Here is a 22,519-nt window from a genome sequence, read left to right as displayed (position 1 = left end):
TTGCACTATCCGGGACGCCGCTTTGATCTCTACCGCCAATATCACCATGCAGTTCGGGGCCAAGCCCCTTTTCGAGAACGTCTCCGTCAAGTTCGGCAAGGGCCATCGCTACGGTCTGATTGGCGCCAACGGCTGCGGCAAGTCGACCTTCATGAAGATCCTCGGCGGCGATCTCGAGCCCAGCGCCGGTCAGGTGATGGTCGAGCCCGATGCGCGGCTCGGCAAGCTGCGCCAGGACCAGTTCGCCTTCGAGGACCAGCGGGTCATCGACACCGTGATCATGGGCAACACCGAACTCTGGTCGGTGGCCGCCGAGCGCGAGCGCATCTACGCGCTGCCCGAGATGAGCGAAGCCGACGGCATGGCGGTGGCCGACCTGGAAGTGCGCTTCGCCGAGCTCGACGGCTACACCGCCGATGCCCGCGCCGGCGAGCTGCTGCTGGGGCTGGGCATCCCTCTCGACCAGCACCACGGCCCGATGAGCGCCGTGGCGCCCGGCTGGAAGCTGCGCGTGCTGCTCGCCCAGGCGCTGTTCGCCGATCCCGACGTGCTGCTGCTCGACGAGCCCACCAACCACCTCGATATCGCCACCATCAGCTGGTTGGAAGGGGTGCTGAACGCTCGCGACAGCACCATGATCATCATTTCCCACGACCGCCACTTCCTCAACAGCGTGTGCACGCACATGGCCGACCTGGACTATGGCGAGATCACCCTGTTCCCCGGCAACTACGACGACTACATGACCGCCGCCACCGCGGTGCGCGAGCGCATGCACGCCGACAACGCCAAGAAGAAGGCGCAGATCGCCGAGCTGCAGGCCTTCGTCAGCCGCTTCTCGGCCAACGCCTCCAAGGCCAAGCAGGCCACCTCACGGGCGCGTCAGATCGACAAGATCAAGCTCACCGACATCAAGCCGTCGAGCCGGGTCAGCCCGTTCATCCGCTTCGAGCAGAACAAGAAGATCCACCGCAATGCGCTCAACGTCGAGGGACTGACCAAGGGCTACGACAGTGCGCCACTGTTCGAGGGGATCTCGATGACGGTGGAGGCCGGCGAGCGAATCGCCATCATCGGCCCCAACGGCATCGGCAAGACCACGCTGCTCAAGACCCTGAGCGGCGAGCTGGCGCCTGACAGCGGCAGCGCCAAGTGGACCGACAGCGCCGAGCTTGGCGTGTTCGCCCAGGACCACGGCGACGACTTCGCCAATTCGGCCACGCTGTTCGAATGGATGCAGCAGTGGACCGATGCCGGCGAGCAGGTGGTGCGCGGCGCACTGGGGCGGATGCTGTTCAGCAGCGACGATATCGGCAAGTCGGTCAAGGTGCTGTCGGGGGGGGAGCAGGGCCGCATGCTGTTCGGCAAGCTGTCGCTGATCAATCCCAACGTGCTGCTGATGGACGAGCCCACCAACCACCTCGACATGGAGTCCATCGAAGCCCTCAACCTGGCCCTGGAGCACTACCCCGGCACGCTGATCTTCGTCAGCCACGACCGCGAATTCGTCTCCTCGCTGGCCACCCGGGTGCTCGACATGACGCCGCAGGGGATCATCGACTTCAGCGGCAGCTATGAGGACTATCTACGCAGCCAAGGACTTGGTTAGAGCCGATTGTGGCCTCCCGCAAGTGCGTTGAACGCGCGGTGATAAATAGGGTTTGTCACGGCGCGCCCGATAGCGTAGAAGACACTCATTGAACGTGTTAGACGAGAGCACCTGACTCCATGAGCCGACTCACCCGACTGATCGCCATCATCGCGATGGCGCTTGCGCCGACCCTTGGCCTGAAGGCCAGCCTGATCGACAACATCGCCACCGATTTTGGCCCCCGCGACCCGTTTGAAGTGTGGGTCAAGGTCGATAACAGCGATGCTACGCTCACGGTGTATCGCGGCGACTTTCCCATCGAGCGCATTCATGGCATCTCGATCGGTCAGCGCGGCGCCGCCCGCATGCGGGTGCGGGGCGACAAGCAGACCCCTCAGGGGGAGTTTCGTATCAACGGCATCAACCCCGAGAGCCGCTTTCACCTGTTCTTCGCCGTCGACTACCCCACGCCGTGGAATGCGCTGGAAGCGCTCAACGCCGGCGTGATGAGCCGTGTCGAGTACGAGGAGTACCACTATTTCCTGCGTCGCCATGGTCGTCCGCCCCAGGACACCGTACTGGGTGGTAACATCGGCCTGCACGGCATTGGCGGCGGCGATCCGGAGATTCACGGTCGTTTCGACTGGACCCTGGGCTGCGTGGCGGTGACCAATGAGGAGATCGAGCGGCTTGCCGAGCTGATCGGCATTGGCACACGGGTCGTGATCCGCTAGGCTCTAGGGGCGCGATAGGTTTTTTCGTGTAGACAGGCGGAGCCTGTCTATAATAAAACAGTGTTTGACATCACGTGTTGGCTGTCTATTATTGCCATCGTGACGTGCAGAAGAACCTGCAATAGCAGGACGCCTGTTAAGCAGGCACAACCCAAGCTGAACCAAGGAAGTCTCTCAAGGAGAACACCATGACCATTAAGAACACTCTGAAGCTTACCGCTGCCGCTGCATCTCTGGCGATTCTGGCGGGCTGTGCCTCTACCGGCGCCCTGGACGAAGTGCGCATGACAGCTGAGTCCGCTCAGGCTGACGCTTCTGAAGCGCTGAACGTGGCCAACCAGGCACAGAACACCGCTAACCAAGCGCAGCGCGACGCTCAGGCTGCTCTGCAGATGTCTCGCGAAAACCGCGAAGAGATGAACCGCATGTTCGAGCGCTCCATGCAGAAGTAATTCTGTCATGGGTGCCGAAAGCTAACGCTTTCAGCATCGGTTTACCCGAGGCCGGCTCCATCAGGAGCCGGCCTCGGCGTTTGTGTCAGGGGGAAAAGGGCAAGAAGAGAATTGCGAGGTTTCCTGCCGGCTATTGAGGGTAACCCTCGGTGGGTAAGGGGAGTAACCTAGCCTGGCAAACGACTAGCATCCCTTGGCAAATCGTTTGCACCCTGCAAATTTGCCCGGGCCCATGGCCCGGGCTTTTTTTGCAACGTCTTTCAGCCCATCGCCAGTTCGAGCTGCTGGTAGAGGCCGTTGTCAGGCTCGCCGAGGTGGCGGTAGATGCCTTCGGGAGTGGGGTGTGGCTCATCGGCGTGCTCGATGGTTTCCTCGCGGGCTTCACGCAGCACCGCCACCGGCTGGCCCTTGGGCGCCTCGACCTCGGCGCGCACGCGAGCGTAATCTACCGGGGGTTGTTCATCGCCGAAGGCGCTGGCGAGCATCTCCAGGGCGTTGAGCACCGGCTGGAAGGAGCCCTCCTGCTCGTCGAGCAGCGGGAACGACTGCACCAGTAGTGTGCCCTCAGCGTCCCAGCCGGCCTTGAACGGCTCGTTGATCAGGTGCACGGCGGTGCCCACTGGTACCCGCGAGTAGAGCGACTCGATATCCCGCGGCAGCATGCGGATACAGCCGCGGCTGGCGCGCATGCCGACGCCGTCGGGCTGGTTGGTGCCGTGGATCAGGTAGCTCGGCAGGCCGAGCAGGATCGCATGCCGGCCCAGCGGGTTGTCGGGGCCGGGCGGGACCACCGCGGGCGGCGGCTCGCCGCGGGCGGCGGCCTCTTCGCGCATCGAGCGCGGCGGCGCCCAGTGCGGATCCTTGATGTTCATGGTGGTGCGAGTCGAGGCCACCGGCGTGGCAAAGCCTTCGCGGCCGACGCTGATCGGGTAGGTCTCGACGATCGGCGTCTCGCCGCTGGCCGTGGGCGGGTAGTAGTAGAGGCGCATCTCCGGCAGGTTGACGACGATGCCGTCGCGCGGGCCGGGGGGCAGGATGTGCTGGGTAGGCAGCACCACCTCGGCGCCTTCGCCCGGGTACCACATGCTCAGCTCGGGGTTGGCACGGCGCATCTCCTCGATGCCGAGGCCGAAGCGGTGGCCGATGTCGATCAGGGTGTCTTCCTTGGCCGCGGTCACGGTCTGGATGCTGCCGATCACGTCGCCCCGCTCGGGGATAGGATAGTGCCCCACCGGGCGTTCGCCGTTGGCGGCATCGGCCAGTGCCAGCGGCGAGATCGCCAGCAGGGCTGTGGCCAGGGCGGCACGCAGGCGTCCGCTCAGGCCGTGGGTCAGGTGCATGTTCATGGGCTTGGTCTCGTTCACCGAGTCATACCTTTATCATCAGGCGCTTGCTCGGTGTCAGCCGTTCAAGCCGCCTCGGTCTTGCGGTTCAATCGCTCCAGCAGGCCTTCGACCACGCTGAAGCGCGTTTCTTCGGTTTCCATCTCGAGCTCGAAGCGCAGGGTATCGGCGCCATCGAGCCGGTAGTGAACCGGATCCTTCTGTATCAGGGTGACCAGCGTCATCGGGTCGACGGCGGTGCCGGTGGCAAATATCGCCCGGCCGCGCTGTGGCCCCGCCTCCAGCCGCGAAATGCCCAGCCGCTCGGCGCGCTGGCGCAGCCGGGTCTGGCGCATCAGCGTCTTGAGCGGTGCCGGCAGCAGGCCGAAACGGTCTACCAGTTCGACCTGCAGTTCCTTGAGTGCTGCCTCGTCCTCGGCGCTGGCAATGCGTTTATACATGATCAGGCGCTGCTGCACATCAGGCATGTAGTCGTCCGGGATCAGCGCCGGCAGATTCAGGCTGATTTCCACCCCCTGGTCCAGCGGCGCCTCGATGTTCGGCGTCTTGCCGGCCTTGATTGCCTTCACCGCACGCTCGAGCATCTGCATATACAAACTATAGCCGATGGTTTCCATCTGGCCGCTCTGTTCGTCGCCGAGCAGCTCGCCGGCGCCGCGAATCTCCATGTCATGGCTGGCCAGGGTGAAGCCGGCGCCGAGGTCCTCGGCCTGGCTGATCGCCTCGAGGCGCTTGGCGGCATCGCGGGTGATCGCCTTGGGCGGCGGGGTCAGCAGGTAGGCGTAGGCCTGGTGATGGCTGCGGCCTACGCGGCCGCGCAGCTGGTGCAGCTGGGCCAGGCCGAACTTGTCGGCGCGCTCGATGATGATGGTGTTGGCGCTGGGTACGTCGATGCCGGTCTCGATGATGGTCGAGCACACCAGCACATTGAAGCGCTTGTGGTAGAAGTCGGACATGATGCGCTCCAGCGAGCGCTCAGGCAGCTGGCCGTGGGCTACCGCCACCCGTGCCTCGGGCACTAGCTCGCGCAGTTGCTCGGCGCTGGTCTCGATGGTCTTGACCTCGTTGTGCAGCACGTAGACCTGGCCGCCGCGCAGGATCTCGCGCAGGATCGCCTCCTTGACCACCGCCTCGTTGCGCTGCTGGACGAAAGTCTTCACCGACAGCCGCCGCGCCGGCGGGGTGGCGATGATCGACAGGTCGCGGATGCCGCTCATCGCCATATTGAGGGTGCGCGGGATCGGCGTGGCGGTCAGGGTCAGGATGTCGACCTCGGCACGCAGGCTCTTGAGGCGCTCCTTCTGGGCGACCCCGAAGCGGTGCTCCTCGTCGATGATCAGCAGCCCCATGTTGGGGAAGTGCATGCGCTTGGCGAGCAGCTTGTGGGTACCGATGACGATATCGGCGCGGCCCTCCTCGATGCGCTTGAGCGACTCGGCCTGGCCCTTGCCGCCGGTGAAGCGCGAGATCAGCTCGACCTGCACCGCGGTATCGGCGAAGCGGTCGCGGAAGTTGTCGTAGTGCTGCTGGGCGAGCAGGGTGGTGGGCACCAGCACCACCACCTGGCGGCCGGAGTGCACGGCCAGGAAGGCGGCGCGCATCGCCACTTCAGTCTTGCCGAAGCCGACGTCGCCGCACACCACGCGGTCCATCGGCTGGGTGCGGGTCATGTCGCCGATCACCGCGCCGATCGCTGCCCGCTGGTCGGGGGTCTCCTCGAAGGGGAAGCTGCCGGCGAAGCGCGCGTACTCCTCCACCGGCAGGTCGCAGGCGAAGCCGACCCGCGCCTCGCGCCGGGCGTAGACATCGAGCAGCTCGGCGGCGGTGTCGCGTATCTTCTCGGCGGCCTTCTTCTTGGCCTTGTCCCAGGTCTCCGAGCCGAGCTTGTGCAGCGGTGCCAGCTCGTCGCTGGCGCCGGCGTAGCGTGAGATCAGGTGCAGGCTGTCCACCGGCACGTAGAGCTTGGCGCCGTCGGCGTACTCCAGGGCCAGGAATTCTGCTGCCTGGCCGCCGGCCTCGAGGCGCTCCAGGCCCAGGTAGCGGCCTACGCCGTGGGCCTGGTGGACCACCGGTGAGCCCTCGTGGAGCTCGGCCAGGTGGCGCACCGCCAGCTCATTGTCGTCGGTGGCCTTGGCGCGCCGGCGGCTCTGGCGCACCACGTCGCCGAACAGCTCCGACTCGGTGACCACGGCAAGCGTGATGCCGGCGTCGCTGTCACCCATTGCCAGGCCGGCCTCGAGGCCGCCCTCGGTAATCGCCAGGTGCTGCTCGCCGCCGGCGAAAGCGTGCCAGTCGTCGACGTGGGGCAGGGCGAGATGCAGCGGGGCGAGCTGCTCCTCGATGGCCTCGCGGCGGCCGCGGGACTCGGCGACGAACAGCACCCGCGCCGTCGGATGGTCGGCGAGGAAGCGCTGCAATGATGCCAGCGGCTGCTGGGCGCGGGCGTTGATGGCCACCGTGGGCGGCGGCTGGGTGGCCGACAGCCGCACGTGGGGGTGGTCGGGGTCCTCGGTCATCGCCACCCGTGGGTGGCGCTTGATGGCGCCAAACACCTCGGCTACCGGCACGAAGGCGCGATGCGGCGGCAGCAGCGGCCGGGTAGGGTCGACGCCGAGGTTCTCAAAGCGGCTCTCGATCGCCGCCCAGTGGTGCTCGGCGGCCTCGAACACACCGGGCAGGGTGGCGACCCGGGTGCTCGCGGCAAGATGCTCGAACAGCGTCGCGGTTTCCTCGAAGAACAGCGGCAGGTACTGCTCCAGGCCCGGCGAAGGGATGCCCTTGAGGGCATCGACGTAGAGTGGGCACTGGCGCGGGTCGACGTCGAACAGCGTCTCGAAGCCTTCGCGGAAGCAGGCGATGGCGCTGCGCGACAGCGAATACTCGTGGGCTGGCAGCAGCTCGACCCGCTCGACCTTGTCCTGGCTGCGCTGGGTGTCGGGGTCGAAGTGGCGCAGGGTGTCGATCTCGTCGTCGAACAGGTCGATGCGCAGCGGCGCTTCGCTGCCCATCGGGTAGAGGTCGATCAGCGCGCCGCGCAGGGCGTACTCGCCGGGCTCATAGACCGTTTCCACCGCGCGGTAGCCGGCCCGCGACAGGCTCTCGCGAAAGCCCTCGCGGTCCAGGGTCTGGCCGACTTCCAGGCTCAAGACCCGCCCGGCGATGTACTCCACCGGTGCCAGGCGCTGCATCAGTGTGTTGATCGGTACCAGTACGATGCCGTGGCTGGCCTGCTGCAGCTCGCGCAGGGTGCGTAGCCGTGCCGATACGATGTCCTGATGCGGCGAGAAGCTGTCGTAGGGCAGCGTCTCCCAGTCGGGGAAGGGCATCACCGGGGCGTCGGCGAAGAACGCCAGGTCGTTTTCCAGGCGCTGGGCCTCGGCGGTGTCGGCGGTGATCACCAGCAACGGTGCATCGGCAGCCAGGCGCGCCAGGGCCAGGGCCAGGGCGCTGCCGTGGGGGCGCTGCCAGTAGAGCGTCTCGCGGGTGCCGGAGGGGCGCGGTGGGTCGAGCGGAGAAAAATGCGGCATGGTATCGAAATCGCGAACCTTGAGAGCGAATCCGCGATAATAGCAGCCTTATATGTATCTTGTAGTCAAGCCCGCGATTCTGTAATTGCCCTACAGCGGCTGCGACCATCCAGCAATTGCTGTCGTGCTGCGCTGCCGCGATAATAGCGCCACATTCGATACCCATGACGTAGAAGAGGCCCCACGTGAGTCAGCAAACGCTCGAGACCGTCTTTGAGGAGTGGCAAGGTAGCGAAGCCATCGCCGAAGAAATGATTCCGCTGCTGGGCAAGCTCTATCGCCAGTACAACATCGTCACTTCGCTGTTCGGCCGCTCGCTGATCAACCAGTCGGTGATTCGTATCCTCAAGGACCACCGCTTCGTCAAGAAGGTCGAGGGCACCGAGCTCGACGTGCGCGACACCTTCCCGCTGGTCAAGGCCATGACCGAGCTCGACCTGGGGCCGGCCCACATCGACGTCGGCAAGCTGGCGGTGGCCTACAAGACCCGCGGCAACGGTGACGTCCACGCCTTCCTCGAGCGTGAGCTGGCCGAGATCGTCGGCGGGCATCAGAGCAACGGCAACCACAACGAGCCCAAGGACGTAGTGCTCTACGGTTTCGGGCGTATCGGCCGCATCCTCGCGCGGATCCTGATCGAGAAGGCCGGCGGCGGCAATCTGCTGCGTCTGCGCGCCATCGTCGTGCGCGGTCGCGGCGATATCGCCAAGGACCTCGAGAAGCGCGCCAGCCTGCTGCGCCGCGACTCGGTACACGGCCCCTTCTCGGGCAGTATTGCCGTGGATGCCGAGAATAGCGCGCTGATCGCCAACGGCAACTACATCAAGGTGATCTACGCCGACTCGCCCTCCGAGATCGACTACACCGCCTACGGCATCGACAATGCCCTGATCGTCGACAACACCGGCATGTGGCGCGACGAGGAGGGCCTCTCCCAGCACCTCGCGTGCAAGGGGGCGGCCAAGGCGCTGCTGACCGCGCCGGGCAAGGGCGATATCAAGAACGTCGTCTACGGCATCAACCACGCCGACATCACCAGCGACGACCGCATCGTCTCCGCCGCCTCGTGCACCACCAACGCCATCGTGCCGGTGCTCAAGGCGATCAATGACCAGTACGGTATCGAGCACGGCCACGTCGAGACGGTACACGCCTACACCAACGACCAGAACCTGATCGATAACTATCACAAGGGCGACCGCCGTGGCCGCAGCGCGCCGCTCAACATGGTGTTGACCGAGACCGGCGCCGCCAAGGCGGTGGCCAAGGCGCTGCCCGAGCTCACCGGCAAGCTGACCGGCAACGCCATCCGCGTGCCGATCCCCAATGTGTCGATGGCGATCCTCAACCTCAACCTGCACCAGGACACCGACGCCGAGGCGCTCAACGACTACCTGCGGCGCATGGCGGTGCACTCGCCGATGCAGAAGCAGATCGACTACGTCGATTCGCCGGAAGTGGTGTCGTCGGACTTCGTCGGCAACCGCCACGCCGGCATCGTCGACGCCAAGGCGACCATCGCCGACGGCAAGAATGCGGTGCTCTATGTGTGGTACGACAACGAGTTCGGCTACAGCTGCCAGGTGGTGCGTATCCTCCAGCATATGTCCAACGTCAGCTTCCTGGTGTTCCCCAAGGACCGCGACTGATCGTCGCCGCTGGGCGGGGCCGCCCAGCGCCATCGCCACGCTTCTGCACGGCCCGTCGAGACCTTCGGCGGGCCGTTTTGCGCCCTCTCGCCGGTGGCCTTTCGCTGCGTATCTCTTTATAATACTCAGGATTTTTGGCACGACTCGAGTGAGCTCGGGTCGAACTGGCAACCTTCTGATAAGAAAAGAATTCGAAGTCCGTGACGAGCGGCCGGCGCAAGCCGTGCTGGCGCGTGCGTCCGTCGAACCCCTTTCCTTCCACATCAGATCCTAACTGGGCGAGACTATGATCGAAGTCAAAAAAGGCCTGGATCTCCCCATCACCGGGGTGCCCGAGCAGCGCATCGAGGATGCGCGCGCGGTGCGCCACGTGGCAGTCCTGGGTACCGACTACGTTGGCATGAAGCCGACCATGGAGGTCCGGGAGGGGGACAGCGTCAAGCTGGGCCAGCTACTCTTCACCGACAAGAAGATCGACGGCGTGCGCTTCACCGCGCCGGCGGCTGGTGAGGTGGTGGCTATCAACCGCGGCGAAAAGCGCCGCCTGCTGTCGGTGGTGATCAAGGTCGCCGAAGGCAACGAGGAGCGCGTCGAGTTCACCGCCCACGGTGCCGACAAGCTCGACGGCCTGGAGCGCCAGGTGGTGGTCGACCAGCTGGTCGAGTCCGGCCTCTGGACCGCGCTGCGCACGCGCCCCTATTCCCGTACCCCGGCCCTCGACGCCACGCCCGAGAATATCTTTGTCACCGCCGTGGATACCCATCCGCTGGCCGGCGACCCGGCGCTGGTGATCAACGAGCAGCCCGAGGCGTTCGAGCACGGCCTCAAGGTGCTGACGCGCCTGACAGAAGGCAAGGTGTTCCTGTGTACCGGCGCCGATGCCAAGCTGCCCGGCAGCGATGTCGACGGCGTGCAAGTCGAGCAGTTCGCTGGCCCGCATCCCGCCGGCCTGGTGGGTACCCATATCCACTATCTGTCGCCGGTGGCCCTGCACAAGCAGGTCTGGCACATCGGCTATCAGGATGTGATCGCCTTCGGCAAGCTGTTTGCCCAGGGCGTCCTGGATGTCAGCCGCGTGGTCGCCCTGGGCGGCCCGCGCGCCGAGAATCCTCGCCTGCTGCGCACCCGGGTGGGTGCCAGCAGCGAGGAACTGCTCGCTGGTGAAGTGGTCAACCCCGATGACACTCGCGTCATTTCCGGTTCGGTATTCTCCGGCTCTACCTGCGAGGGAGCGCTGCGCTACCTGGGGCGTTTCCACAATCAGGTCAGCCTGCTCGAGGAGGGCAACAAGCGCGCCTTCATGGGCTGGTTGTCGCCGGGTGCCAACCGTCATTCGGTGCTGGGTATCTATGTCTCCAAGGTCCTTGGCCTGTCGAACTATGCGCCTGACACCTCGACCAATGGCTCCGAGCGCGCCATGGTCCCGGTGGGCGCCTACGAGACAGTGATGCCACTGGATATCCTGCCCACTCAGCTGCTGCGTTCATTGATCGTCGGTGACATCGAGACCGCCATGCAGCTCGGTTGTCTGGAACTGGATGAGGAAGACCTCGCGCTGTGCACCTACGTGTGCCCCGGCAAGTACGAGTACGGTCCCATCCTGCGCGACAATCTCACCACGATCGAGAAAGAGGCTTGATGATGGGTATCCGACAGACACTCGACAATCTCGAGCCGCACTTCCACAAGGGCGGCAAGTACGAGAAGTTCTATCCGCTGTACGAAGCCGTCGACACCATCTTCTACGCGCCGCCCAGCGTGACCAAGACCACGGCGCACGTGCGCGATGGCGTCGACCTCAAGCGCATCATGATCACCGTCTGGATGTGTACCTTCCCGGCGATGTTCTTCGGCATGTGGAACGCCGGCTGGCAGGCCAACACCGCCATCGCCGGCGGCTACGAGTCGATGGCTGGCTGGCGCGAGGCGATCATGATGCTGCTCGCCAGCGGCCATGATCCGGGCAGCCTGTGGGCCAACTTCGTGCTCGGCGCGACCTACTTCCTGCCCATCTACCTGGTGACCTTCGCCGTGGGCGGTTTCTGGGAAGTGCTGTTCGCAGTCAAGCGCGGCCACGAGGTCAACGAAGGCTTCTTCGTCACTTCGGTGCTGTATGCGCTGATCCTGCCGGCCACCATCCCGCTGTGGCAGGTGGCGCTGGGCATCACCTTCGGCATCGTGATCGGCAAGGAGATCTTCGGCGGTACCGGCAAGAACTTCCTCAACCCTGCGTTGACCGGCCGCGCCTTCCTCTACTTTGCCTACCCGGCGCAGATCTCCGGTGACGCAGTATGGGTCGCAGCCGACGGCTACACCGGCGCCACCGCGCTGTCGATCGCCTTCCAGGAGGGCATGGCCAGCCTGACTACCCAGTTCAGCTGGTGGGACGCCTTCTTCGGCTTCATCCCCGGCTCGGTGGGTGAGGTCTCGACGCTGGCGATCTTCATTGGTGCTGCAGTCTTGCTATGGACGCGAATCGCCTCGTGGCGAATCATGCTCGGGGTGTTCCTCGGCATGGTCGCGACCAGTTCGCTGTTCAACTTGATCGGTTCCGACACCAATCCGATGTTCGCCATGCCGTGGTACTGGCACCTGGTGATTGGCGGCTTCGCCTTCGGCATGGTGTTCATGGCCACTGACCCGGTGTCGGCCTCCATGACCAACCAGGGGCGTCTGATCTTCGGCGCACTGATCGGCGTGATGACCGTGCTGATTCGCGTGGTCAACCCGGCGTTCCCCGAGGGCATCATGCTGGCGATCCTGTTCGCCAACCTGTTCGCTCCGCTGATCGACCACATCTTTGTTCAGGCCAACATCAAGCGCCGTCAGCAGCGCGTTGGTGCGCCGGCCGAGGAGACTGCCTGATGGCACAGAGCAATAACTCCATCAAGAAGATCCTGATCGTGGCGTTCGCGCTGTGCATCGTCTGCTCGGTGGTGGTCTCCACCGCCGCGGTGGCGCTGCGTCCGATGCAGGCGCTCAACGAGGAGCTCGACCGCAAGACCAACATCCTGCGCGTCGCCAACCTCTACGAGCGCGGCATGGACGTGGAAGCGGCCTTCGCCGAGATCGAGCCCCGCGTGGTGGATCTGCGCACCGGTGAGTACACCGATGAGTTCGATCCTGACACCTTCGATCACTTCCAGGCCGCTCGCGATCCGGCGTCCTCGCGCACCCTGTCGGGTGATCGCGACATCGCCGGCCTCAGCCGCCAGGAGAACTACGCCACCGTTTACCTGGTGGGTGATGGCGACAATCCCGACCAGATCATTGTGCCGATCCGTGGCCAGGGTCTGTGGGGGCTGATGCGCGGCTACATGTCGATTCAGGGCGACGGCAACACCATCGTCGGCATCACCTACTATGAGCACAGCGAGACCCCGGGGCTTGGCGCCGAGGTCAACAACCCGCGCTGGCAGGCGCAGTGGGAAGGCAAGCGGATATACGACGAAGAGGGTAGCCTTAATCCGGCCATTCGCGTGGCCCGCGGCAGCGGCAGCGGCGACTATGAAGTCGACGGCCTGTCCGGTGCCACCCTGACCGCCAACGGGGTGACCAACATGCTGCAGTTCTGGCTTAGCCCGGAAGGCTTCGGTGAATACCTGGCGCGCTTCCGCGATGGCATCAGCCTCGAAGAGGCCCAGGACGCCGACGTCGACATCGAAGAAGAGGGAGCTTGATCATGGCTGCTGATTCCACCAAAGGCGTTCTGATAACGCCTCTGTTCAAGAACAACCCCATCGCCCTGCAGATCCTCGGGGTCTGCTCGGCACTGGCGGTCACCACCAGCATGAGCGTGTCGCTGGTCATGACCCTGGCGGTGGTGTTCGTGTGTGCGTTCTCGAACCTGTTCGTGTCGCTGATTCGCGCCCACATTCCGTCGTCGATCCGCATCATCGTGCAGGTGACCATCATCGCCTCGCTGGTTATCGTGGTCGACCAGGTGCTGCGCGCCTTCGCCTACCAGATGTCCCAGCAGCTGTCGGTGTTCGTCGGGCTGATCATCACCAACTGCATCATCCTTGGCCGCGCCGAGGGCTTCGCCATGCAGAACAGCCCCAAGATGTCGTTCATCGACGGCATCGGCAACGGCCTGGGCTACGGTGTGGTGCTGATGGTAGTGGGCTTCTTCCGCGAGCTGTTCGGCTCCGGCAGCGTGTTCGGCTTCACCATCCTCGCACCGGTGCAGGATGGCGGCTGGTATGTACCCAACGGCCTGATGCTGCTGCCGCCCTCGGCGTTCTTCATCATCGGCCTGATGATCTGGGTGATCCGCGAGGCCTATCCGGAGCAGATCGAAGAGAACGAGTTCAAGATGAAGCACAACACCGAACCCAAGGAGGCCGTGTAACATGGAACACTATCTGAGCCTGTTCATCGCCTCGGTGTTCGTCGAAAACATGGCGCTGGCGTTCTTCCTCGGCATGTGCACCTTCCTGGCGGTATCCAAGAAGGTCTCCTCGTCGTTCGGCCTCGGCGTGGCGGTGGTGGTCGTACTCACCATCACCGTGCCGGTCAACAACCTGGTGCTCAATTACCTCCTCGCCGAAGGGGCATTGACCTGGACCGGCATCGCTGGCGCCGAGAACATCGACCTGTCGTTCCTCGGGCTGCTCAGCTACATCGGCGTGATCGCCGCCCTGGTGCAGATCATCGAGATGTTCCTCGACAAGTACGTGCCCGCGCTCTATAACGCGCTGGGCGTGTTCCTGCCGCTGATCACCGTGAACTGCGCGATCCTGGGTGGCGTACTGTTCATGGTCGAGCGTAACTACACCTTCGGCGAGTCGGTGGTCTACGGCGCCGGTGCTGGCTTCGGCTGGGCGCTGGCGATCACCGCCCTGGCCGGCATCCGCGAGAAGCTCAAGTACAGCGACGTGCCCGGCGGCCTGCAGGGCCTGGGCATTACCTTCATCACCGTGGGCCTGATGTCGCTCGGCTTCATGTCGTTCTCCGGCATCCAGCTATAAGTCGCGTGCCGGGTGGCAGCGCCGCCCGGCATGCCCCACGTGACAAGGCAACGATTGAAATAGGAACCCGACATGGTTGATATAACTGTCATCTTGCTCGGCGTAGTCATGTTCACCATTATCGTCATCGCATTGACGCTGGTGATCCTGGCGGCGCGCAGCAAGCTCGTCAGCAGCGGGGACGTGACCATCGAGGTCAACGGTGACCCCGAGCACACCTTGACCACCCAGGCCGGCGGCAAGCTGCTTAACACCCTGGCCGCCAACGGCATCTTCCTGTCGTCGGCGTGCGGCGGCGGCGGCTCCTGCGCCCAGTGCAAGTGCCGCGTGGAAGAGGGCGGCGGCTCGATCCTGCCCACCGAAGAGTCGGCCTTCACCATGCGTGAAAAGAAGGAGGGCTGGAGGCTCTCCTGTCAGGTGCCGGTCAAGCAGGACATGAAGGTCGAGGTGCCCGAGGAGGTCTTCGGCGTCAAGCAGTGGGAGTGCGAGGTCATCTCCAACCCCAACGTCGCCACCTTCATCAAGGAGCTCAACCTCAAGCTGCCGGAAGGCGAGAACGTCGACTTCCGGGCCGGCGGCTACGTGCAGCTGGTCGCGCCGCCCTACGACATCAAGTTCTCCGACTTCGATATCGAAGAGGAGTATCGCGGTGACTGGGACAAGTTCGACCTGTTCAAGATATCGCACAAGAACCCCGAGGAGACCATCCGCGCCTACTCGATGGCCAACTACCCCGAAGAAGTGGGTATCCTCAAGTTCAACATCCGTATCGCCACGCCGCCTCCCGGCACCAACCACCCGCCGGGCATCATGTCGACCTACGTCTTCAACCTGAAGCCGGGCGACAAGGTCCAGGTGATGGGGCCCTTCGGTGAGTTCTTCGCCAAGGATTCCGACGCCGAGATGGTCTTCGTCGGCGGCGGTGCCGGCATGGCGCCGATGCGCAGCCACATCTTCGACCAGCTCAAGCGCCTCAAGTCGACGCGCAAGATCTCCTTCTGGTACGGCGCGCGCTCCTGGCGCGAGACCTTCTACAACGAAGAGTACGACCAGCTGGCCGAGGAGTTCGACAACTTCGAGTGGCATCTGGCGCTTTCCGACCCACTGCCGGAAGACAACTGGGAAGGCCCCACCGGCTTCATCCACAACGTGCTCTACGAGAAGTACCTCAAGGACCACCCGGCGCCCGAGGACTGCGAGTACTACATGTGCGGGCCGCCGATGATGAACGCCTCGGTGATCAAGCTGCTGCTCGACATGGGGGTAGAGCCCGAGAACATCATGCTGGATGACTTCGGCGGATGATCGGCGTCGCCTCACGGCGACTCACAGGGCTGGCCCGCGGGCCAGCCCTGTTCATCTCGGCCCTGCTGGGGCTGGCCATGATGGCCACTGCCCTGGCGGGGTGCCGCGATAGCGGCAGCCAGCGGCTCGACGTGCAGGGCGCGGCCCTGGACTACGGATACCATTTCACCCTGTATGCCGATTCCGGCGCCGACGCAAGGTCCCTCGAAGTCGGCATACAGAGTGAACTGGCACGCTTTGAACGCCAGCATGCGGCGTTTCTCGACCACATCACCCTGCTCGATGCAGCGCTGACCAGCGCGCCTGGCGTATCTGGCGCAGCGTTTTCGCGGGCGCATCGGGGCCTGGCCCACGCCTGGCTGATCGACGGCCTGGCCAGCTGGCTGGATGCCCAGGGCGAGGCGCGCTACTTCCTCGAGGTGGGTGGTGACGTGCGCGCGCGGGGCACCCAGGCCGGGCGACGCCCCTGGCAGCTGGCCCTCGAACAGCCCACCGATTTCGGCGCCTCCGAGGTACGCCGCTTGGCCATCGACGACCTGGCTCTGGCCACTGCGGGCGACTTCCGCGACCGCTGGCTGGGGCTTGCCGGCAGCGCCGAAACCCCCGCCGGCTGGTGGCTGGCCAACGGCAGCGAGCGGGTCGTCGAGGTCAGCGTGCTGGCCACCACGGCGCTGGAGGCCGCCGCCTGGGCCAGCTGGCTGCTACGCATGACACCTCAGGCGGCGCTGGCCCTGGCCGAGCGGCGGAGCATTGCCGCCTATTTCATTGTCACAGCCCAGACAGGCTACGATGTACGCATCAGCCCGGCCATGACGCCTTACCTTGGCGATTAGTCGCCCCACGAGGGCACTCAGGAGGAACGATGACAATCTGGTTACTGGTATTCGGTTTCATGCTGCTGCTGATGGCTGCCATGGCCATCGGCGTGATCCTCGGACGCAAGCCGATTGCTGGCTCCTGCGGCGGGCTCAATAACATCGGCATGAAAGACGGCTGCGAAGTCTGCGGCGGCAAGGACGAGGTCTGCGAGGAAGAGAACCGCAAGCGCGGCAGCGCCCGCCGTCGCGGTGATGAGAGCCGCGGCGCCGACCTCGGCTACAACGCAGTTCGCCGCTAGTCCTGCCGGCAGCGCCGCGCGCTGCCATCGCGAATGAATTGGCTCCCACAGATCGCGAATGAATTCGCTCCTACAGGGAGTGGCGCCGAGGCAATAACACATTCAGGGGAAAGGAGACGCGACAGCACATGGCAGTCCACAACTACGACGTAGTGGTGATCGGCACCGGCCCGTCCGGCGAGAGTGCCGCCATCAACGCCGCCAAGCATGGCAAGCGCGTGGCCGTGATCGAGAAGCAGCAGGCGGTGGGCGGCAACTGCACCCACTGGGGCACCATCCCCTCCAAGGCGCTGCGCCATCAGGTCAAGCAGATCATGCAGTTCAACACCAACCGCATGTTCCGCGATATCGGCGAGCCGCGCTGGTTCTCCTTCCCCAAGGTACTCGAACGCTCCCGGGTCACCATCGACCAGCAGGTCGAGATGCGCACCCGCTTCTATGCCCGTAACCGCATCGACCTGTTCTTCGGCGTGGCGCGCTTCAAGGACGAGCACACCCTGGTGATACGCGACGACCACGAAGGCGTCGAGGAGATCTGTGCCCAGAAGATCGTCATCGCCACCGGCTCGCGTCCCTACCGGCCGGCCGACGTCAACTTCCGCCACCCGCGCATCTACTGCTCCGACACCGTGCTCGGCCTGTCGCACACTCCGCGCACCCTGATCATCTTCGGCGCCGGCGTCATCGGCAGCGAATACGCCTCGATCTTCTCCGGGCTCGGCGTCAAGGTCGACCTGATCGACTCCCGTGACCGCCTGCTGTCGTTCCTCGACGACGAGATCTCCGACGCGCTCTCCTATCACCTGCGCCAGAACGGCGTGCTGGTGCGCCACAACGAGGATTACGAGCGCATCGAAGGCGACGAGTCCGGCGTGGTGGTGCACCTCAAGTCGGGCAAGCGGCTGCGCGCCGACGCCTTCCTGTGGGCCAACGGCCGCACCGGTAATACCGACCAGCTGGGCCTCGAGAACATCGGCCTGAAGGCCAACGGCCGCGGTCAGCTGCAGGTCGACAACCACTACCGCACCGCCCTCCCGCACATCTACGCGGTGGGCGACGTGATCGGCTGGCCGAGCCTGGCCAGCGCCGCCTATGACCAGGGTCGCAACGCCAGCGACGACCTGCTCGACGCCGACTTCCGCTTCGTCGACGACGTGCCCACCGGCATCTATACCATTCCCGAGATCAGCTCGGTGGGCAAGAACGAGCGCGAGCTGACCGACGCCAAGGTGCCCTACGAAGTCGCCCAGGCGTTCTTCAAGGATACCGCCCGCGCCCAGATCACCGGCGACACCGTGGGCATGCTCAAGATCCTCTTCCACCGCGACACCCTCGAGATCCTTGGCATCCACTGCTTTGGTGACCAGGCCTCGGAGATCGTGCATATCGGCCAGGCGATCATGCAGCAGCCCGGTGAAGCGAATACCCTCAAGTACTTCATCAACACAACCTTCAACTACCCGACCATGGCCGAAGCCTACCGCGTCGCCGCCCAGAACGGCCTCAACCGGCTGTTCTAGGCAGCGCTGCGCGCTGCAATCGCGAATGAATTCGCTCCTACGGCGAATGGCGCCAAGGCCAATGTAGGAGCGACTTCAGTCGCGATGGGGTTGGGGGCGAGTCAGCCGCGGTAGCGATACACCCGCAGGCTGGGCAGAAACACCTCGTCCTCGAGCTTCTCGTCGCTGCGCCTGGCTCGGGTGCGCTTTTCAAGCGGCGCCAAGGGCGGCAGATTGTAGTCGGGCAGGCGGCCGTCGTGGCTAGGAATGAACAGCGGCAGGGCGACGTTCGTGGCGCGGCGGCTGCGGCCGTCGGCCAGCGGCTCGGCGAAGAACAGGTTGGCGCGCATCAACGGCGCCTGCTTCTGCACCTGGGCCAGCGGCTCGGCGCTGGGAATCCCCGCCAGGCGCCGGAGTTGAATGCGTACGTGGGACGCCTCGCTGTCCAGCGCCAGCAGTTTTTGCTCGGCGTCGCTCACGCTCAGCTTCTTGATCGAGCGCCCGCTCGAATACCACGCCAGGCGCACCCGCGCCAGCGGCGCATCGGCGACCGGAATTGCCCGCCAGCACTGCTTGAGCTGCAGCCGCGCCAGGCCCTGACCGCGTAGGTGGCTATGCAGCGCCGGATGGCGAAACGGCAGCACTGCCTTGAGCTCGGGGACCAGGCTCGCCGCTTTGGCACGGATCTCCGCCAGCAGCTCGGCAAACGCCGCCTTGGCGGCATTGACCCTGGCCACTTCGTCGAGCAGCGTCTGATTGGCGGCCACCAGCCCCACGTGGCTACGCGTGGCGCGACCGTCCTGGCCGTCCTGATACCAGAAATCCAGCAGTACACGGCGCAGCCACTCGGCGTCAGGTGTCGGGGTGTGCAGCGCCCAGGCCGTTCCCGGTGCCTGGCGATACACCTCGCACAGCCCCTCGACCCGCTCGATCAGCCGATCGAATGCCGCCTCAAGCTCGGCCAGCAGGCGGTACTCGGTGGGTGGGCGAGCGGCCACGGCTAGTCGTCTCGGCCTGTGTCGCCGCGCTCGGCGCGCATGATCATCTCATCGATCTCGGTCTCGTCCATCGCCGGCTCGCCGGCGATACGGTGGCTGCCGTCGGCCCAAGCGCCGAGGTCGATCAGCTTACAGCGCTCTGAGCAGAACGGGCGGAATAGATTCTCCTCCACCCAGGCCACCGGCGTCTGGCAGCGAGGGCAGGGAACCTCGAGAGGGCGTGATGGGGTCTGACGCTGGCTCATGTCACTTCCGTGGTAAGTCGTTGGCGAGTTGCCGACACAGTTGTCGATAGTAGCGGTCTAGCTCGGCGACGCGCTGGGTCAGCGCCGCGAGATCCCCCCCATTGTCGAGGATATCGTCGCCGCGGGCCAGGCGTTCGGTGCGCGGCAGCTGGGCGGCGACGATGGCCTTGGCCTGAGCCTCGTCGACGCCGTCGCGTGCCGCGGTGCGCGCGACCTGCACTGCTTCTGGCACATCGATCACCAGGGTGCGGTCGGTAAGCGCCGCCTGGCCCGACTCGAACAGCAGCGGCGAGACCAGCAGATGATAGGGCGCCGGGCTCTCTGCCATCTCCGCCAGCCGTGCCACCAGGCGCTCGCGGATACGCGGATGGGTCACCGACTCCAGCCAGCGTCGCTCGTCGGCATCCTGGAACACGATCTCACGAAGCGCGCGGCGGTTCAGGCGGCCGTCGTCCTCCAGCACCCGCGGGCCGAAACGCTCGGCGATCTCTTCGAGCGCCGGCTCGCCGGGCTCGACCACGTCGCGGGCTACATCGTCGGCGTCCACCCAAGGGATACCGTGCTCGGCAAAGGCCCGCGCCACGCTCGACTTGCCGGAGGCAATGCCGCCGGTAACGCCTACGCAAAGGCTCATGAATGCTCCCGCCAGTTGTCCACGTTCAGCTCCGCCCAAGCATAAACGGCCCCTGATTCGCGGTCACCAGTGGCCACCCCGGCGGGGGCGCAGCACTAGACACCGACGATCCCGATATAGAACGCCATCAGCGGCTCGCCCATCAGCAGGGCGATCCAGCCGGCCATGGCCAGGAAGGGGCCGAACGGCATAGGCGCGCCGCGCAGCTTGGGCAGCGCCAGCTGCAGTGCGATGCCGATCAGCGCGCCGACCCCGGCAGACAGGATCAGCAGCAGCGGCAGGTACTGCCAGCCTAGCCAGGCACCGAGTGCGGCGAGCAGCTTGAAGTCGCCGTAGCCCATGCCCTCCTTGCCGGTGACCAGCTTGAACAGCCAGTAGAAGCTCCACAGTGCGAGATAGCCGAGCATCGCCCCGATCACCGCGCTGGGCAGCAGCAGCGGCTGGAACAGCAACTGGTAGAGCAGCCCTGCCCATAGCAGCGGCAGGGTCACGATGTCGGGCAGCAGCTGGGTGCGCAGGTCGATCACCGCCAGCGCCAGCAGCGTCAGGCAGGCGCCGACGATGAACAGCCCGGCCAGGCTGGCGCCGTACAGCGCTACTGCGGCGAGCGTCAGTATCGCCCCGGCCAGCTCGATCAGCGGGTACTGCGGACTGATCCGTCCGTTGCAGCCGGCGCAGCGCCCGCGGCGCTTGAGATAGCCGAGCAGCGGGATGTTGTCGTGCCAGGCAATCGGCTGGCCGCAGCCGGGGCACTGCGAGCGCGGCGTCAGCAGGTTGAAGCGCGGCACTGCCTCCGGCTGCTGCTCCAGGGCATCCAGCGCCTCGGCCCGCCAGCCCTGCATCAGCATCACCGGCAGGCGGGTGATCACCACGTTGAGAAAACTGCCCAGGCACAGCCCGAGCAGAGCGGCCAGCGGCCAGAGCACCGCGGCTGGAAGGTCTAGCGTCACGCTCAAAGTACACTCCCCAGTTCGAAGATCGGCAGGTACATCGAGACTACCAGGCCGCCCACCAGCACGCCGAGGACCACGATGATGAACGGCTCTAGCAGCGAGGTGAGGGCGTCTACCTTGTTGTCGACCTCCTCCTCGTAGTAGTCGGCCACGCGGTTGAGCATGGCGTCCAGCGAGCCGGCCTCCTCGCCGATGCTGACCATCTGCACGGCCAGCGGCGGGAAGCGCTCGGTGAGGCGCATGGCAAAGTAGAGCTGCTGGCCGGTGGCAACGTCGTCGCGCACCTGCAGTACGGCGCGCTCGTAGACCTTGTTGCCGGCGGCGCCGGCGGCGGTCTCCAGCGACTCGACCAGCGGCACCCCGGCGCCGAAGGTGGTGGCCAGGGTGCGCGAGTAGCGCGCCACGCACGACTTGTCGAGTATGTCGCCAATCACCGGAATCCGCAGCGACAGGGCGTGCATGCGGTAGGCGAAGGCCTCGGAGCGCTTCATGCCCTGGCGGATACCGACTACCGTCCCCACCGCGATGACGATGCCCCACAGCCAGTAGGCCTGGGCAAACTCGGAGAGCGTAATGGTCATGCGCGTCATCGCCGGCAGCTCGGCGCCGAAACCGCGGAACAGGCTCTCGAACTGCGGTACTACCTTGATCAGCAGCAGCGCGGTGACGCCGATGGCCACAGTGATGACCGCGATCGGGTAGTAGAGCGCCTTCTTGACCCGCCCCTTGAGCGACTCGACCTTCTCCTTGTAGGTCGCCACCCGCTCCAGCATGCGGTCCAGCGAGCCCGACTGCTCGCCGGCCTCGACCATGTTGGCGAACAGCCGATCGAAGTGCTCGGGATGGCGCTTGAGCGCCTCGGAGAAGCTCGCCCCGGCTGCTACCTCGTTCATCAGCTCCTGTACCAGGGCGCTCATGGCGGGCTTCTTGAGGCTCTCGGCGACCACCTGGAAGGCCTGCAGCACCGGCACCCCGGCGCGAATCATGGTCGCCATCTGGCGGGCGAACAGCATTACGTCACGGGACTTGATCGTGCCCATGCCGCCGAACAGCGAGCTCTTGCGGCGCACGCTCTTGATGATGATGCTCTGCCCGGCCAGTTCGCGTTCCACCTCGGCCTTCTGGCTGGCGACGATCTCGCCCTGCACCTTGCGCCCGTTGGGGCCCTTGCCGGCCCACTTCCAACGGTGCAGCTTGACCTTGGTTGGCGCCTTGAGCTGTCGTGTCGCCATTATTGTTCCCCTGCGTTATAGGTTGCAGCGCCCAGCGAGTTGATTAGGACCACCCCCGCCTCCGCTCGGGACTTACCTGGCGGTAGGCCTACGAGGGGGCGCTGTAAACCATCCCTGGCATAGAACCCCCTCTGCGACCTACCGCCAGCGTCCCTCGCTTGCTGCTCGGCGCCCTCTTTAGTGTGGGAAATGGGATGGACCCGTCCCCCCTTGTGCCAAGATGAGTTTGCAACGCCATCTTGGGTGCATGGGGCACCACACGGCATCTCG

20 protein-coding genes are annotated in these 22,519 nt (G+C 65.1%); 13 read left to right on the top strand and 7 right to left on the bottom strand.

What is annotated here, in order from left to right:
* Nucleotides 1-22: 22 nt before the first annotated feature.
* The 3 genes from QC821_RS18515 to QC821_RS18505 all read left to right on the top strand — a co-directional run bounded on the left by QC821_RS18515 (nt 23) and on the right by QC821_RS18505 (nt 2,777).
* The gene (locus tag QC821_RS18515) at nt 23-1,609 is read left to right on the top strand and encodes an ABC-F family ATPase (RefSeq protein WP_309724503.1); all 1,587 of its coding nucleotides are present in this window, start codon (nt 23-25) and stop codon (nt 1,607-1,609) included.
* A gap of 119 nt (nt 1,610-1,728) precedes the next feature.
* Entirely contained in the window at nt 1,729-2,325 is a 597-nt protein-coding gene (locus tag QC821_RS18510; protein ID WP_309724502.1) for a L,D-transpeptidase family protein, read from the top strand.
* 188 nt (nt 2,326-2,513) lie between these two features.
* The gene (locus QC821_RS18505) at nt 2,514-2,777 is read left to right on the top strand and encodes an Lpp/OprI family alanine-zipper lipoprotein (RefSeq protein WP_089660681.1); all 264 of its coding nucleotides are present in this window, start codon (nt 2,514-2,516) and stop codon (nt 2,775-2,777) included.
* 260 nt (nt 2,778-3,037) lie between these two features.
* Here the strand turns inward: QC821_RS18505 and QC821_RS18500 are convergent, their stop codons facing one another.
* The gene (locus tag QC821_RS18500; protein WP_309724498.1) at nt 3,038-4,141 is read right to left on the bottom strand and encodes a L,D-transpeptidase family protein; all 1,104 of its coding nucleotides are present in this window, start codon (nt 4,139-4,141) and stop codon (nt 3,038-3,040) included.
* 44 nt (nt 4,142-4,185) lie between these two features.
* Nucleotides 4,186-7,647, bottom strand: a complete 3,462-nt coding sequence (mfd, locus tag QC821_RS18495) for a transcription-repair coupling factor (protein WP_309724496.1) — start codon at nt 7,645-7,647, stop codon at nt 4,186-4,188.
* Between the two features lie 185 nt (nt 7,648-7,832).
* Here mfd and QC821_RS18490 point away from each other — a divergent pair, with 185 nt between their 5' ends.
* The 10 genes from QC821_RS18490 to sthA all read left to right on the top strand — a co-directional run bounded on the left by QC821_RS18490 (nt 7,833) and on the right by sthA (nt 18,208).
* Nucleotides 7,833-9,296, top strand: a complete 1,464-nt coding sequence (locus QC821_RS18490) for a glyceraldehyde-3-phosphate dehydrogenase (RefSeq protein WP_309724494.1) — start codon at nt 7,833-7,835, stop codon at nt 9,294-9,296.
* A 286-nt stretch (nt 9,297-9,582) separates the two neighbouring features.
* Nucleotides 9,583-10,935: a Na(+)-translocating NADH-quinone reductase subunit A gene (locus tag QC821_RS18485; protein ID WP_309724492.1), complete on the top strand. Its 1,353-nt coding sequence runs from the start codon at nt 9,583-9,585 to the stop codon at nt 10,933-10,935.
* Nucleotides 10,935-12,161, top strand: a complete 1,227-nt coding sequence (locus QC821_RS18480; protein WP_309724490.1) for an NADH:ubiquinone reductase (Na(+)-transporting) subunit B — start codon at nt 10,935-10,937, stop codon at nt 12,159-12,161. Before QC821_RS18485 ends, QC821_RS18480 begins: the two co-directional genes overlap by 1 nt.
* On the top strand, nt 12,161-12,976 hold the full coding sequence (locus QC821_RS18475; protein ID WP_309724488.1) for a Na(+)-translocating NADH-quinone reductase subunit C: 816 nt from the start codon (nt 12,161-12,163) through the stop codon (nt 12,974-12,976). Before QC821_RS18480 ends, QC821_RS18475 begins: the two co-directional genes overlap by 1 nt.
* A gap of 2 nt (nt 12,977-12,978) precedes the next feature.
* Entirely contained in the window at nt 12,979-13,647 is a 669-nt protein-coding gene (locus QC821_RS18470) for an NADH:ubiquinone reductase (Na(+)-transporting) subunit D (RefSeq protein ID WP_309724487.1), read from the top strand.
* A gap of 1 nt (nt 13,648) precedes the next feature.
* Nucleotides 13,649-14,266: an NADH:ubiquinone reductase (Na(+)-transporting) subunit E gene (gene nqrE, locus QC821_RS18465; RefSeq protein ID WP_309724485.1), complete on the top strand. Its 618-nt coding sequence runs from the start codon at nt 13,649-13,651 to the stop codon at nt 14,264-14,266.
* 72 nt (nt 14,267-14,338) lie between these two features.
* Nucleotides 14,339-15,571, top strand: coding sequence for an NADH:ubiquinone reductase (Na(+)-transporting) subunit F (gene nqrF, locus QC821_RS18460; protein ID WP_309724483.1), 1,233 nt, complete (start codon nt 14,339-14,341; stop codon nt 15,569-15,571).
* Entirely contained in the window at nt 15,568-16,404 is an 837-nt protein-coding gene (locus QC821_RS18455) for an FAD:protein FMN transferase (protein WP_309724481.1), read from the top strand. The genes nqrF and QC821_RS18455 overlap by 4 nt, the downstream gene beginning before the upstream one ends.
* Nucleotides 16,405-16,433: 29 nt before the next feature.
* Entirely contained in the window at nt 16,434-16,688 is a 255-nt protein-coding gene (gene nqrM, locus QC821_RS18450; protein ID WP_076747544.1) for a (Na+)-NQR maturation NqrM, read from the top strand.
* A 128-nt stretch (nt 16,689-16,816) separates the two neighbouring features.
* Nucleotides 16,817-18,208 (top strand): Si-specific NAD(P)(+) transhydrogenase, encoded by a 1,392-nt coding sequence (gene sthA / locus QC821_RS18445; RefSeq protein WP_309724478.1) that lies wholly within the window; start codon nt 16,817-16,819, stop codon nt 18,206-18,208.
* Between the two features lie 101 nt (nt 18,209-18,309).
* Here the strand turns inward: sthA and QC821_RS18440 are convergent, their stop codons facing one another.
* The 5 genes from QC821_RS18440 to QC821_RS18420 all read right to left on the bottom strand — a co-directional run bounded on the left by QC821_RS18440 (nt 18,310) and on the right by QC821_RS18420 (nt 22,249).
* Nucleotides 18,310-19,185 carry a DNA replication terminus site-binding protein gene (locus QC821_RS18440; RefSeq protein WP_309724476.1) on the bottom strand — a complete coding sequence of 292 codons (876 nt, stop codon included), beginning with the start codon at nt 19,183-19,185 and terminating at the stop codon, nt 18,310-18,312.
* A 2-nt stretch (nt 19,186-19,187) separates the two neighbouring features.
* Nucleotides 19,188-19,430 carry a DNA gyrase inhibitor YacG gene (gene yacG / locus QC821_RS18435; RefSeq protein WP_309724474.1) on the bottom strand — a complete coding sequence of 81 codons (243 nt, stop codon included), beginning with the start codon at nt 19,428-19,430 and terminating at the stop codon, nt 19,188-19,190.
* A gap of 1 nt (nt 19,431) precedes the next feature.
* Nucleotides 19,432-20,064 carry a dephospho-CoA kinase gene (gene coaE / locus QC821_RS18430; protein WP_309724472.1) on the bottom strand — a complete coding sequence of 211 codons (633 nt, stop codon included), beginning with the start codon at nt 20,062-20,064 and terminating at the stop codon, nt 19,432-19,434.
* Between the two features lie 95 nt (nt 20,065-20,159).
* Complete coding sequence (locus QC821_RS18425; RefSeq protein ID WP_309724630.1) at nt 20,160-21,014, bottom strand: prepilin peptidase; 855 nt, start codon at nt 21,012-21,014, stop codon at nt 20,160-20,162.
* A 2-nt stretch (nt 21,015-21,016) separates the two neighbouring features.
* Nucleotides 21,017-22,249: a type II secretion system F family protein gene (locus QC821_RS18420; RefSeq protein WP_309724470.1), complete on the bottom strand. Its 1,233-nt coding sequence runs from the start codon at nt 22,247-22,249 to the stop codon at nt 21,017-21,019.
* Nucleotides 22,250-22,519: the final 270 nt, after the last annotated feature.

Origin of the sequence: Franzmannia qiaohouensis (assembly GCF_031451695.1) — a bacterium.
In the GTDB taxonomy this organism is placed as follows: Bacteria; Pseudomonadota; Gammaproteobacteria; order Pseudomonadales; family Halomonadaceae; genus Franzmannia; species Franzmannia qiaohouensis.
This window is presented reverse-complemented; position numbering and strand designations above follow the sequence as displayed.

Coding starts and splice junctions, on each gene's coding strand:
- QC821_RS18510 (WP_309724502.1), top strand. CDS start 1,729: ATGAGCCGACTCACCCGACTGATCGCCATCATCGCGATGGCGCTTGCG.
- QC821_RS18505 (WP_089660681.1), top strand. CDS start 2,514: ATGACCATTAAGAACACTCTGAAGCTTACCGCTGCCGCTGCATCTCTG.
- mfd (WP_309724496.1), bottom strand. CDS start 7,647: ATGCCGCATTTTTCTCCGCTCGACCCACCGCGCCCCTCCGGCACCCGC.
- QC821_RS18485 (WP_309724492.1), top strand. CDS start 9,583: ATGATCGAAGTCAAAAAAGGCCTGGATCTCCCCATCACCGGGGTGCCC.
- QC821_RS18480 (WP_309724490.1), top strand. CDS start 10,935: ATGATGGGTATCCGACAGACACTCGACAATCTCGAGCCGCACTTCCAC.
- QC821_RS18475 (WP_309724488.1), top strand. CDS start 12,161: ATGGCACAGAGCAATAACTCCATCAAGAAGATCCTGATCGTGGCGTTC.
- QC821_RS18470 (WP_309724487.1), top strand. CDS start 12,979: ATGGCTGCTGATTCCACCAAAGGCGTTCTGATAACGCCTCTGTTCAAG.
- nqrE (WP_309724485.1), top strand. CDS start 13,649: ATGGAACACTATCTGAGCCTGTTCATCGCCTCGGTGTTCGTCGAAAAC.
- nqrF (WP_309724483.1), top strand. CDS start 14,339: ATGGTTGATATAACTGTCATCTTGCTCGGCGTAGTCATGTTCACCATT.
- QC821_RS18455 (WP_309724481.1), top strand. CDS start 15,568: ATGATCGGCGTCGCCTCACGGCGACTCACAGGGCTGGCCCGCGGGCCA.
- nqrM (WP_076747544.1), top strand. CDS start 16,434: ATGACAATCTGGTTACTGGTATTCGGTTTCATGCTGCTGCTGATGGCT.
- sthA (WP_309724478.1), top strand. CDS start 16,817: ATGGCAGTCCACAACTACGACGTAGTGGTGATCGGCACCGGCCCGTCC.
- yacG (WP_309724474.1), bottom strand. CDS start 19,430: ATGAGCCAGCGTCAGACCCCATCACGCCCTCTCGAGGTTCCCTGCCCT.
- coaE (WP_309724472.1), bottom strand. CDS start 20,064: ATGAGCCTTTGCGTAGGCGTTACCGGCGGCATTGCCTCCGGCAAGTCG.
- QC821_RS18420 (WP_309724470.1), bottom strand. CDS start 22,249: ATGGCGACACGACAGCTCAAGGCGCCAACCAAGGTCAAGCTGCACCGT.